This window comes from Myxococcus sp. CA005 (assembly GCF_006518205.1).
GTDB classification, from domain to species: Bacteria; Myxococcota; Myxococcia; order Myxococcales; family Myxococcaceae; genus Myxococcus; species Myxococcus xanthus.
In genome coordinates, this window is the sequence record NZ_SRLV01000009.1 from 80,190 (window position 1) to 92,361 (window position 12,172).

Consider the following 12,172-nt stretch of genomic DNA (forward strand, 5'->3'; position numbering starts at 1 on the left):
CGTCAGTGGGCGCTGGCGGCCTTGCGGCGCGTGCGCGTCCGGATGATGACCGCGACGAGGTTGAGGGCGAAGGTGAGCGCCAGCAGCACCAGCACCGTCGCATACAGCGGACCACTGGCCTCCGTCACGTTCGGTGACTGGGTGGCCATGACATACGTGTGGTAGCCCAGGTGCATGAACTGGGAGTCCAGGTGCGTGGGCAGGTCCGGCAGGAAGTAGGCGGCGCCGGTGAAGAGGATGGGGGCGACTTCGCCCGCGCCGCGGGAGATGGCCAGCACCGCGCCGGTGAGGATGCCGGGCAGGGCGCCGGGCAGCACCACCCGCGCCAGCGTCTGCGACTGGGTGGCGCCCAGTGCCAGGCTGGCGGTGCGCTGCTCCAGCGGCACCGCGCGCAGCGCCTCCTCCGTGGAGACGATGACCACCGGCAGCGTCAGCACCGCCAGCGTCAGCGAGGCCCAGAGGATGCCCGGCTGGGCCCAGTGCATCTCCTCATAGCCCAGCATCCGGTCCAGGTTGCCGCCGACGAAGAGGATGAAGAAGCCGAGCCCGAAGAGGCCGAAGACGATGGAGGGCACGCCCGCGAGGTTGACCACCGCCACGCGCACCCAGCGGGCGAAGCGTGACTCCGGCGGCGCGTACTCGTGGAGGTACACGGCGGTGAGCACACCTACCGGCATCACCGCCAGCGTCATCAGGAGCGTGAGCGCGGCGGTGCCGAAGATGGCGGGGAAGATGCCGCCGCCCATCATGCCGTCGCTGGGGGGCTGGGTGAGGAAGGTCCAGGAGAGGTGACGGGCGCCGTTGCGCGCGATGTTCAGCAGGATGAGGGCCAACATGCCCACGATGAAGAAGGCCGCGAGGGCCGTCAGTCCGGTGAGGCCCAGCCCCACCGCCCGGCGCGTGGTGTACTTCACGAGGCGCTCCCGGTCAGCCGCTGGAGGACCTTCTTCGTCCACGTGGAGGCGACCATGTTGAGGACGAAGGTGAAGATGAACAGCTCCACGCCGATGAAGAAGAGCAGGGAGTAGTGCGGGCTGCCCACCACCACTTCACCCATCTCCGCCGCGATGGTGGCCGACAGCGAGCGCGCCGAGTCCCCCAGGTTCCAGGACACGATGTCCGCGTTGCCTGACGCCATGAGGACAATCATCGTCTCGCCAATGGCCCGGCCGAAGCCCAGCACGCACGCGGCGAGGATGCCGGGGGCCGCCGCGGGCAGCACCACCTTCCACGCCGTCTCCCAGAGCGTGGCGCCCAGCGCCAGCGAGGCCTCGCGGTAGCTGCGGGGCACCGCGGTGAGCGCGTCCTCGGATACGGTGAAGATGACCGGGACGATGGCCAGCGCCAGCGCCAGCCCCGCCAGCGTGCCGTTGAGCGGCCGGTCCAGGTGGAACAGGTCCTTCACCACCGGGGACAGCACCATCAGCGCGAAGAAGCCCAGCACCACCGAGGGGATGCCGGCCAGCAGTTCGATGATGGGCTTGAGCAACTCGCGCAGGCGGCGCGGGGCGAACTCCGCGACGAAGAGCGCGCTGAAGACGCCCATGGGCACCGCCACCAGCATGGAGACCAGGGTGATTTTCAGCGTGCCCACGAACAGCGGAATCATGCTGACCTTGGGCGTGTCCGACACGGGCTGCCACCGGAACGGGTAGCGGCCCTCCTGCGGCAGGAACATCTTGGCCAGGCTGGCTTCGTGGCGGGCGTCCGCGTCGGTGAAGAGCGTCAGCGCCTCCTTGGCCACGAAGACGATGATGAGGATGAGCGCGGCGATGCCCGTGAACGCCATCAGGGTGATGAAGCCCGCGACGGCCTTCTCCCGCAGTTGACGCTTCCGCGCCGCCGCGGACAGGCGCGGCGCGGCCACGACCCGCGTGAGACCTTGCTCCATGGTCGCCTGTCTATCCATAGGGATTCAGCGCCTCTTGTGACATTCGTGTGACGCTCCGCGGCTACTTCACGGGGAAGTAGCCGACCTGGGTGACGATCGCCTGACCTTCGGGGGAGAGCGCGAAGTCGATGAAGGCCTTGATGTCGCCGGTCGGCTCGGCGCGCAGGTAGAAGAAGAGGTCGCGCGCCAGCGGGTACTTGCCGCTCTTGATGTTGTCCGCGCTGGGGGCGATCTCCTCGTTGCCCTTCTTCACCTTCAGCTCCTTGATGCCCTCTGCGTACGCGGCGCCGCCGTAGCCCAGGCTGTTCTTCTCCTTGGAGACCGCGTTCACCACCGCGGCGGTGCCGGGCAGTGTCTGGATGGCGGGCGCGAAGTCCTCGCCGTCCAGCACCATGTCCTTCACGAAGACGTAGGTGCCGGAGGAGTTCTCCCGGGAGTACGCGACGATGGGCGCGTCCGCGCCGCCCACCTGCTTCCAGGAGGTGATGTCGCCCACGTAGATCTTCATCAGCTGCTCGGTGGTGAGCGCGCTCACGGGGTTGCCCTGGTGGACGTAGAAGGTGACGCCGTCCTTGGCCACCGAGCGCTGCGCGGGCGGCGCCTTGTAGCGCGCGCGGAGCTTGTCGGCCTCCGCCTTCTTCATCTCCCGGCTGGACATGGCGATGTCCGTGGTGCCGTTCTGGAGCGCCGCCAGGCCCACGCCGGAGCCGCCGCCGGTGACCTGGACCTTGATGTTGGGGTTCTTCTTCATGAACGCCTCGGCCCAGCGCTGGCCGAGGATGACCATGGTGTCGGAGCCCTTGATGGTCACGGTGCCCGCCTGGGCAACGGCGGGGAGCGCCAGGAGGAACACCGCGAGCAGGGGCTTGAGGAGCGATTTCATGGGGGACTTCTCCTGGCTGGAGGATGTGAATCGGAATCTGGAGGCTGCGCGAGGCTTGCGCGAAGACGCCGCGCTTCTACGTGACGTGGGTGTCCGTTTCGCGTCCGCCACGTGACATCGCCGTCACGACGTTCAGCCCGCGGCTGGGTCCAGCATCCGGTAGCCGACACCGCGGACCGTCTCCAGCAGCGCGCGCGCCGGGCCCAGCTTGTCGCGCAGGCGCATGACGTGGGTGTCGATGGTGCGCGTCTCCAGGGAGGATGACAGGCCCCACACCTCTTCCAGCAACTGCTCACGTGTCTGCACCCGGCCCAGGCGGGCGAGCAGGTGCTCCAGGAGCCGGAACTCCAGCGCGGTGAGGGCCACCTCGCGGTCCTCCACGAAGAAGCGGTGGGACGCCACGTCCAGGCGCAGGGGCCCCAGCGCCAGCGGCGCCGTGCCCCCAGCCGTGGGCGCGCCGCGGCGGAGGATGGCCTTCAGCCGCAGCACCAGCTCCCGCACGCTGAAGGGCTTCACCACGTAGTCGTCCGCGCCCACCTCGAAGCCGCGGATGCGGTCGGACTCCTCGCCCTTGGCGGTGAGCATGACGATGAGGACGCCCCGGGACTGGGGGCTGGCCCGCAGCTGCCGGCAGACATCGATGCCGGACATGTCCGGCAGCATCAGGTCCAGCAGCACGAGGTCGGGGTTCTGCTCCCGCGCTGCCACCAGCGCTTCTTCGCCAGTGTGGGACACGTGCGTGGTGAGGCCGGAACCCCGCAGGTTGAAATCAATGAGCTCCGCGAGGTCGCGTTCGTCGTCGATGATGAGGACATGGGGCATGGCGGGCCGTCACTCTGCGCGCCCCCTTTTCCGAACGTGTGACGCATGTGCAACAACTTCGTCATGGCGTGAACACGCGCGGGAGCGGGCGACCCGGGGCGATGGCCGGCCCTCCAGCGGGCGGGCCCCTGGCCAGGTGGCCTGATTGCGCGTGAAGGTGCTTCCGCGCCGAGGTAAACCCCAGGGAGCTCTGTCATGACTTCCGCCCACCTGCCGCCAACACCACCGCCACTGCCGACGCTGACCCCCACGCCGGGTGAGCTGGCCCACGCGCAGCGGCGCGGGGGGCGCTCCGCGCTCGTCGGTCTGGGGCTGGTGGGGCTGGTGGCGCTGACGAGCCCCGTGCTGGGCTACGTGGAGGACGTGCGCAACGCGCGCGAGGAGCTGCTGAGCCGGCTGCTCAACCAGGCGCAGGTGCAGTCGGAGGCGCTGGGCGTCCACCTGGGGCTGTTGGAGGCGGAGCTGGCCCGCGTGGCCGGGCACCCCGCGCTGTCTCCTGAGGACGGCGCCTCCCCGGCGGAGCTGGCCCTGCTGGAGAGCGCCTTCTACCATTCGTCCCTCTTCTCGGAGGGCGTGGCCCTGCTGACGCCCGCGGGCGAGCGCGTCTGGAGCGACCCTCCGGACATGCCGCTGGGGCGCTCGCCGCTGACGCTGCGGCCCTGGTTCCGCCGGATGGTGGAGGGCCGCCAGCCGGAAATCGACCTGCTGGAAGGGGAGGGGGGGCCCATCGTGGTCGCCGTCCCCATGTTCCAGGAGGGCCGCTTCAAGGGTGTGCTGCTGGGAGAGCTCCGCGCCAGCGCGCTGCCCACGCGGCCCACCGCGCAGACGTCACTGGTGCTGATGGATGACCAGGGTCAGATCCTGATGCCAGTGGGGTTCAATCTGGGCGCCGGGGACATCACGGGGGGGCTGCGCGCGCTGGCGAACATGCCGGGGCCGCTGACGCTGGATGACAAGCACATGATGGGCGCGGGCGCGTGGGTGGGGAAGAGCGACCTGCTGTTGGTCGTCCTGGAGGAGGAGACGGCCACCGCGGGCCTCCGGGCGCGCTTCCTGCGGCAGCTGGCGTTCCACATCGCCCTGCTGAGCAGCACGCTCATCATCTTCATCCTCCTGCTGCGGCACTCCTACCGTTCGCTGCTGGCGGCCGAGGAGCGGCTGCGACGCCAGGAGACCATGGCGGCGCTGGGGACCGCGGCCTCGCTCATCGCGCATGAGGTGAAGAACGCCCTCAACGGCATCCAGGCCGCGCTGTCCGTGCTCCGGCATACCCCCGCGGGCAGCGAGCTGCCCGTGGGCGCGCTGCGCTCGCAGGTGGAGCGCTTGAGCCATCTGGCGCGCTCGCTGCTGTCCTTCGGGGCGCCTCGTGCCGCGCTGCGCCGCCGCTGCGAGGTGCACCTGCTGGTGAAGGACGCGCTCCAGGGCGTGAAGCTGCTGCCGGAGTCAGAGGCCGTGGCACTGACTACGTCCCTGGAGGAGTCCCTGTGGGTCCAGGGGGATGCGGCGCTGCTGGTGTCCGCCATCGACAACGTGTTGCGCAACGCGGTGGAGGCAGGCGCGGTGGCGAAGGACACAGGGATGCAGTTGGCACCGTGGGTCAGCGTGAGTCTGACGCGGGACGAACATGACGCCGTGCTCGTGGTGGAGGACAATGCGGGCGGCGTGGATCCGCGTCTCGAGCCCAGGTTGTGGGAACCTTTCGCCACCGGGCGGGCGAAGGGCGTGGGGCTGGGACTGCCCATGGCGCGTGCCTCCGTGGAGGCCCATGGTGGCAGTCTGAACTATGTCCGGAGTCCGCTGGGAAGCCGCTTCACGCTGCGCCTTCCGTTGGAGGTGGCCCGATGAGCACCTATCTGTTGCTGGTCGATGACGACCGGACCTTCGCCTCGCTGGCGGCCTCCGTGCTGCGACACGAGGGCTTCCGCGTCACGCTGGCGCATTCACTCCACGACGCACGTGGGGCCATGTCCCGCGAGGCGCCGGACCTGGTGGTGTTGGACCGGCGCCTGCCGGACGGGGACGGCATCGACTTCCTGCCGGAGCTGCGCGCCCAGCTTCCGAACACGCCCGTGTTGATGGTGACGGCGCACGGCGACATCGCCAGCGCGGTGGAGGCCATCCAGGCGGGCGCGCGCGACTACCTGTCCAAGCCGGTGGAGCTGGATGACCTGGTGCTGCGCGCCCGTCGCGCCGTCGCGGACCTGCAGCTCCAGGAGCGGCTGCGTCTGGCGGAGAGCGAGCTGGGCGGACGGCGGCGCCTGTCGCGTCCGCACTCGCCGAAGATGCTCGCCGCGCTGCAGATGCTGGAGCGCATCGCCAAGGCGCCGCGCAGCCCGGTGCTGCTGCTGGGCGAGACGGGCGTGGGCAAGGAGGTGATTGCGCGCCACCTGCACGCGCTGCAAGGTGGGCAGGGCTCCTTCGTCCACGTCAACTGCGCCGCGCTGCCCGCCACGATGGTGGAAAGCGAACTCTTCGGCCACGAGCGCGGCGCCTTCACCGACGCGCGAACCGCCCGCCGCGGCCTGGTGGAAGTGGCCGCGGGCGGCGTGCTCTTCCTGGACGAGGTGGGCGAGTTGCCGCTGCAGCTCCAGGCGAAGCTGCTCACCTTCCTGGACAAGGGCGCCTTCCGCCGCCTGGGTGGCACCGCCGAGCTGAGCAGCAGCGCGCGCGTGGTGACGGCCACCAACCGCGACCTGACCAAGGAGGTGGCCGAGGGCCGCTTCCGCGAGGACCTCTACTTCCGCCTGAGCGTCTTCCGGGTGGACATTCCGCCGCTGCGCGAGCGCCGCGAGGACTTGTTGCCTCTTGCACAGTCCCTGGTGGCGGAGCTGGGCGCCGAGCTGGGGCGCCGGCCCGTGAGCTTCTCCAGCGCCGCGCGCGCCCGGCTGGAGCGCTACCCGTTCCCCGGCAACGTCCGTGAGCTGCGCAACGTGCTCGAACGGGCCCTGGTGCTGGAGGCCGGACCCGAACTGGAGCTCGCCGCCCTGGAGCCGCAGGGCACCAGCGGCCCGCCCGATGTGGACCCCGACGCGTTCGTCGTCTCTGGGGCTCCGCGCCCCTTGCAGGACGTGGAGCGGTTGTACGTCCGGCACGTCCTCGCCCGCTTGGATGGGCGCCGGATGGAGGCCGCCCGGGTGCTGGGGCTCTCCTATCCCACCTTCCTCCGCCGGCTTGAGGAGGAGTAGGCGAGCGCGCTTCAAGATTCTTGAGGCTGGCGGCCTCAAGGATTTTTAAGTCTGGATTCGGGACTTAAAATCGTTTTCATATTCCCGACCGCAATCACCTTGCGTTCCCTCTGCGCCTGTCGGAAGGCGGACGGCACGCTCTTTGCGGAGGGCCTCCACGTGAACCAGCGCACGCGGCAGTCGCGGCGACTTGTGTGGAGGTGTGATGTCGACTTCGAAGAGTCCTGAGGGCGTTGCTTCCCCCTGGAAGGCGCTGGCCACGGACCTGCCTGCTTCCCTGGTGGTGTTCCTGGTGGCGTTGCCGTTGTGTATGGGTATCGCGCTGGCTTCAGGCGCGCCCATCGTCAGCGGGCTCATTGCGGGTGTGATTGGCGGCATCGTGGTGGGGCTCTTTGGAGGCGTGCCCCTCCAGGTGAGCGGTCCCGCGGCCGGCCTCGCGGTCATGGTGTTTGGCTTCATCCAGCAGATGGGCCTGGCGATGACGTGCGCGGCCGTGGCCGTCGCGGGCGTGGTGCAGATGATTCTCGGTGGGTTGAAGGTGGCGCGCGGCGCGCTGGCCATCTCTCCCGCCGTCATCCACGGGATGATGGCCGGCATCGGCATCCTCATCGTCCTGGGGCAGGTCCACATCGTGATGGGCGGCGCGCCGCAGTCGAGCGCGTGGCAGAACGTGAAGGAGCTGCCGGGGCAGATTGCGGACCTTCATGGCTCCGCGACGCTGCTGGGCCTGCTGACCATCGGCTTGATGGTGGCGTGGCAGTTCGTTCCCGGAAAGTTGAAGAAAGTCCCCGGTCCGCTCGTGGCCGTGGTGAGCGCCACCGCGGCGGCGACCTTCATGGGCGCCGACGTGGCCCGGGTGGACCTGCCGGAGAACATCTTCTCCAGCATCCAACTGCCCACCTTCCCCAAGGGCGACTGGGTCGCCTTCGGCACGGCGGTGCTGTCGCTGGCGTTGGTCGCGAGCGCGGAGTCGCTCTTGAGCGCGGTGGCCACGGACAAGATGCACACGGGCCCCCGCGCGAACCTGGACCGCGAGCTCTTCGGTCAGGGCCTGGCGAACACGATTTCGGGTCTGGCGGGCGGCCTGCCCATCACCGGCGTCATCGTTCGCAGCGCCACCAACATCACCGCCGGCGCGAAGACGCGGCTGTCGGGCACGCTGCACGGCGTATGGCTGCTCCTGTTCATCACGTTGCTCGGCTCGGTGGCGGGGCTCGTTCCCCTCACCGTGCTGGCGGGTCTGCTCGTCTTCGTCGGCGCCAAGCTGGTGAACGTGCACCACATCCGTGAGCTCCAGAAGCGTGGGGAGCTGGCCGTGTACCTGGTGACGGTGGCCGGCGTGGTGGGCGTCAACCTGCTGGCCGGTATCGGCATGGGCCTGGCGTTCGCGGCGCTGCGCCTGCTGTGGCACCTGGGCAGCGTCAAGGTGGACGTGCACCAGCAGGCGCATGCGTCCTATCAGGTGCGAATCTCGGGTGCGCTGACGTTCGTCGGCGTCCCCAAGCTGTCCACCGCGCTGGCGCAGGTTCCGACGGGCTCCAAGGTGGAACTGGACCTGGCGGTGCAGACGCTGGACCACTCCGGGCACGAAGCCCTGGAGAGCTGGTGCGACACACATTGCAAGACGGGCGGCTCGGTGTTCGCCGAGTCGCTCGAAGATGTCTGGAGCCGCAAGGGCACGGTGAAGCCGAGCAGCCCCGTGGTCGTTGACGGTCCCAATCACAACTCGCTTGTCTCTGGAGGTGCGCAGTGAGGAAGCTCATTCGCGGTCTGTTGGACTTTCAACTCAACGCCCGTTCCAGCTACCGGGAGAAGTTCGCGTTGCTGGCGCAGGAGCAGAAGCCGGATTGCCTCTTCATCGCCTGCGCGGACAGCCGCGTGGTGCCCAACCTGCTCGTGTCCATGGACCCGGGCGACCTGTTCGTGGTCCGCAACGTCGGCAACATGGTGGCGCCGTCGGATTCGAAGGGGCAGTCGACGGGCGACCAGTCCGAGGCGGCCGCGCTGGAGTTCTCGCTCCGCAGCCTGCCGGTGGAGGACATCGTCGTGTGCGGCCACTCGAACTGCGGCGCGATGAAGGCCGTCCTCGCTGGCGGCGTGGGGCCTGAGAACCCGAACCTCAAGAGCTGGCTCGAGCACGGCAAGGCCGCGCTCCAGCGGATGGATGCGAACCCGACGCTGGGGGAGGGCCGGTCGGATTACGATCGCCTGTCCCAGAACAACGTGCTGCTGCAGTTGGAGCACATCTCCACCTATCCGTTGGTGAAGGAGCGTCTCGACGCGGGCACCCTGCGGCTGCACGGCTGGTGGTTCGACATCGCCACCGCGCAGGTCCACGCCTGGCGCCCGTTGCTGGGCCGCTTCATCCCCATGGACGAACTGGTGGGCGAGGCACTGCTGCGCGAGCTGGGCACGGACACGCACGCCCCCGGCGCGCTCGCCAACGGCAACGGCGCTCAGCGCATGTCGGTGGTGGCCAGAGCTCAGTAGCCCGGTGGAAGCAGGCAACCAGGGGAGCGGCTCGAATCGAGCCATTCTCCTGGTGGCCAAAGGCCGGTGAGGGGGAGAGGATGGGGCGCAGCTTCGATGACTCCCTTCCTCTTCATGCTCGTCGTCCTGGGGTTTTCCGTGGGTGCGGGACTGCTGGGCTCGCTGCTGGGTATCGGCGGCGGGCTCATCCTGATTCCCGTGCTCACGTTGCTCCTGAAAGTGGACATCCAGTACGCGGTGGGGGCGTCCATCGTCTCCGTCATCGCCACGTCCAGCGGCGCGGCGGCGGCCTACGTGCGCGACCGGATGGCCAACACCCGCGTGGCCATGTTCCTGGAGCTGGCGACCACCGCGGGCGCGCTCAGCGGCGCATTCATGTCCGGGCTGGTGGGTGGGCGCGGCGTGTACCTCGTCTTTGGCGGCGTCATGGCGTGGTCGGCGCTGGTGATGCTGCGGCGGATGCGGGCGAGCGCCGAGACGCCAGTGCCCGCGGACGCGCTGGCGGACCGGCTGGCGCTGCACGGCAGCTACTGGGATGAGTCGCAGGGCCGTGAGGTGTCCTACCGCGTCACGCGGCCGCTGACGGGACTGGGGCTGATGTACGTGGCGGGCACGGTGAGCGGCATGCTGGGCATCGGCTCGGGCGCGCTCAAGGTGCCGGCCATGGACCTGGCCATGCGGCTGCCGCTGAAGGTGTCCACGGCCACCAGCAACTTCATGATTGGCGTGACGGCGGCGGCCAGCGCGGGCGTCTACTTCGCGCGCGGCAACATCGACCCGTTCATCGCGGGGCCGGTGTGCGTGGGCGTCACGCTGGGCGCGTGGCTGGGCTCGCGCCACCTGATGGCCCGGGTGAACAGCACATGGCTGCGCGCGCTCTTCGTGGGCGTGCTGCTGTGGGTGGCCTTCGAGATGCTGCGCAAGGGGTGGGCGTCATGAGCGAGGCACCGAAGCTAGAGCCGCGAAGCCTTGAGGCCGTCACCGCGGCGGTGCAGGACGGCGAGGACGCTTCGCTGCTCCATCCGGAGCTGCTCATCAGCGACTTGCTGCGGTACGGCGTGGCCGCCAGCCTGGCGTTGGTGACGCTGGGCACCGTGGTGACCTTCTTCCGCCACCCGGACTACCTCGTTTCATCCGAGGCGTTGCTGCGCCTCACCTCGCCGCACCCGGTGCCGCACACCCTGGGGGACGTCGTGGCGGGGGCGCTGGCCGCCCGGGGCCAGGCGTTCGTCATGGCGGGACTGCTGGTGATGATGGCCGTACCGGTGATGCGGGTGGCCCTGTCGCTGCTCATCTTCCGCCAGCAGAAGGACCGGCTCTACGTGGGAATCACCGCCACGGTGCTGGCCATGCTCGTCCTGTCCTTCCTGCTGGGCGCGGCGCACTGAGGCGCGTCAGCGCAGGTCGCCGGGGCGCTTCACGGGCTTGCCCGGCGTGGCCCACCACGCGAGCGTGAAGCCGCCGTTCTTCAGGGGATGGAGCGCCAGCGCCGCGCCCTTGCGCAGCTTGTCCGGCAGCTCATGCTCCAGGGCGCGAATGGCCGCGCGCTCCAGCGAGGGGTTGTGGCCCACCAGGGCCCAGCCCGCTCCGCGCTCGCGGCCCAGGTCGACGATGCGCTTGTGCGCGCCGCGCTGGGGCAGCAGGGCGGGGTGGACCTCCACGCCGGACACGCCGAAGGCCTCGGCGAGCAGCTCCGCCGTCTGGACGGCACGCACCAGCGGACTGGTGATGATGCCGCGCAGTGGCGTGAGGCGTGCCAGCTTGCGTGCATGGTGGCGGAAGGCGGCGCGGCCTTCCGGGGTGAGGGCGCGCGCCTCATCGCCCAGGACGTGAGAGTCCTCCGCGACGGCGTGGCGGATGAACAGCAGCGGCAGCTCGCGTGCAGACATGGTGAGCGCCGTGAATCACCCCGGGCGTTCCCGCGCAAGCAACGGACTGGCGACAACGTCTACCCTTCGAAATCGTTGAGCGCGTCCAGGGGCAGCGGCGCCGCGCCCGTCACGGTTCCGTCCAGGTCCGTGGGCAACGAGGCGGGGTCGACCTCCGGGGAGGGACGACTGTCCATGGGCGTGGCCGCGGCGCGCGAGGCGGCCCCTGGCGGCGGGCGGAGCACCGGGCCCGGCGGTGGCAGGCCGGAGTGGCGCCGCGCGGCCTCCATCAGCGCGTTGTGGTGGCGGTAGCGCGCCTCCACCAGCTTGTGGACCAGGAGCGGTCCGCCGGGGACGCGGCGCGCGGTGAGGGCCTGGGTGGCCTTGCGCACCGGGTAGCGCACCCGGCGAATCTGCACCCGCCAACCCTTGGGCGTGAAGGTGAAGACGCCGTAGGCGGGGCGCAGGTCTCCGTCCCGGGGGATGCCCGCGCTGGCCACGTCCGCGATGAGCATGCGGCCCACGCGGCGGCGGTAGGGGAAGTGCAGGTGCCCGAAGGCGCAGGCCGCCGCGTCCAGGTGGCTGAAGAAGCGGCGCACCGCGACGTCATCCAGCGTGGGGTCCAGCGACTCCTCGAGGTTGCGCGGGTTGGCGTGGCAGACGAAGAGGTCCTGTCCCTTGCGCGGCGTGTAGCGCACGGAGAAGGGCAGGGCGCCCAGCTTCTCCAGCAGCGCGCCGCCCAACTGGTCCCGCGTCCAGCGCAGCAGCTCCGTCTTCCAGTGGTCCTTCTCCCGGTAGGCGCCGCCCAGGTAGTTGCCCGCCAGGTAGCAGTCGGTGTTGCCCATCAGGACGGAGTCACACCGGTCGAAGAGCAGGTCCACCGTCTCCCGGGGATGGGCGCCACGCAGCGCCAGGTCTCCGGCCGCGACGATGTAGTCGGGCGATACAGAGCGGGCGATGTCCTCGAGGACGGCCTCGCAGGCGGGAAGATTGCCGTGGATGTCCGCGAGGATGGCGACCCGCATGGTCACTC

At 69.8% G+C, this 12,172-nt stretch carries 12 protein-coding genes; 6 read left to right on the forward strand and 6 right to left on the reverse strand.

The window, feature by feature from the left end:
* Window positions 1-2 precede the first annotated feature (2 nt).
* The 4 genes from pstA to FMQ63_RS05870 all read right to left on the reverse strand — a co-directional run bounded on the left by pstA (window position 3) and on the right by FMQ63_RS05870 (window position 3,596).
* Window positions 3-914, reverse strand: a complete 912-nt coding sequence (gene pstA / locus FMQ63_RS05855) for a phosphate ABC transporter permease PstA (RefSeq protein ID WP_011554777.1) — start codon at window positions 912-914, stop codon at window positions 3-5.
* Window positions 911-1,891, reverse strand: a complete 981-nt coding sequence (gene pstC / locus FMQ63_RS05860; protein ID WP_044275796.1) for a phosphate ABC transporter permease subunit PstC — start codon at window positions 1,889-1,891, stop codon at window positions 911-913. The genes pstA and pstC overlap by 4 nt, the downstream gene beginning before the upstream one ends.
* Window positions 1,892-1,952: 61 nt before the next feature.
* The gene (locus FMQ63_RS05865; protein ID WP_011554775.1) at window positions 1,953-2,774 is read right to left on the reverse strand and encodes a phosphate ABC transporter substrate-binding protein; all 822 of its coding nucleotides are present in this window, start codon (window positions 2,772-2,774) and stop codon (window positions 1,953-1,955) included.
* Between the two features lie 132 nt (window positions 2,775-2,906).
* On the reverse strand, window positions 2,907-3,596 hold the full coding sequence (locus FMQ63_RS05870) for a response regulator (protein ID WP_011554774.1): 690 nt from the start codon (window positions 3,594-3,596) through the stop codon (window positions 2,907-2,909).
* Between the two features lie 195 nt (window positions 3,597-3,791).
* Between FMQ63_RS05870 and FMQ63_RS05875 the strand changes: the two genes are divergently transcribed.
* The 6 genes from FMQ63_RS05875 to FMQ63_RS05900 all read left to right on the forward strand — a co-directional run bounded on the left by FMQ63_RS05875 (window position 3,792) and on the right by FMQ63_RS05900 (window position 10,659).
* Window positions 3,792-5,441: a sensor histidine kinase gene (locus FMQ63_RS05875; RefSeq protein WP_011554773.1), complete on the forward strand. Its 1,650-nt coding sequence runs from the start codon at window positions 3,792-3,794 to the stop codon at window positions 5,439-5,441.
* Window positions 5,438-6,781: a sigma-54 dependent transcriptional regulator gene (locus FMQ63_RS05880; protein WP_011554772.1), complete on the forward strand. Its 1,344-nt coding sequence runs from the start codon at window positions 5,438-5,440 to the stop codon at window positions 6,779-6,781. The genes FMQ63_RS05875 and FMQ63_RS05880 overlap by 4 nt, the downstream gene beginning before the upstream one ends.
* 205 nt (window positions 6,782-6,986) lie before the next feature.
* On the forward strand, window positions 6,987-8,534 hold the full coding sequence (locus tag FMQ63_RS05885; protein WP_011554771.1) for a SulP family inorganic anion transporter: 1,548 nt from the start codon (window positions 6,987-6,989) through the stop codon (window positions 8,532-8,534).
* Entirely contained in the window at window positions 8,531-9,271 is a 741-nt protein-coding gene (locus FMQ63_RS05890) for a carbonic anhydrase (RefSeq protein ID WP_011554770.1), read from the forward strand. Before FMQ63_RS05885 ends, FMQ63_RS05890 begins: the two co-directional genes overlap by 4 nt.
* 96 nt (window positions 9,272-9,367) lie before the next feature.
* Window positions 9,368-10,210, forward strand: a complete 843-nt coding sequence (locus FMQ63_RS05895; protein WP_011554769.1) for a sulfite exporter TauE/SafE family protein — start codon at window positions 9,368-9,370, stop codon at window positions 10,208-10,210.
* The gene (locus FMQ63_RS05900) at window positions 10,207-10,659 is read left to right on the forward strand and encodes a DUF1634 domain-containing protein (RefSeq protein WP_011554768.1); all 453 of its coding nucleotides are present in this window, start codon (window positions 10,207-10,209) and stop codon (window positions 10,657-10,659) included. The genes FMQ63_RS05895 and FMQ63_RS05900 overlap by 4 nt, the downstream gene beginning before the upstream one ends.
* A gap of 6 nt (window positions 10,660-10,665) precedes the next feature.
* Here the strand turns inward: FMQ63_RS05900 and FMQ63_RS05905 are convergent, their stop codons facing one another.
* Together FMQ63_RS05905 and FMQ63_RS05910 are read right to left on the reverse strand one after the other, a co-directional pair.
* The gene (locus FMQ63_RS05905; RefSeq protein ID WP_011554767.1) at window positions 10,666-11,160 is read right to left on the reverse strand and encodes a histidine phosphatase family protein; all 495 of its coding nucleotides are present in this window, start codon (window positions 11,158-11,160) and stop codon (window positions 10,666-10,668) included.
* A 59-nt stretch (window positions 11,161-11,219) separates the two neighbouring features.
* Window positions 11,220-12,164, reverse strand: coding sequence for a metallophosphoesterase (locus tag FMQ63_RS05910; protein WP_026114172.1), 945 nt, complete (start codon window positions 12,162-12,164; stop codon window positions 11,220-11,222).
* Window positions 12,165-12,172: the final 8 nt, after the last annotated feature.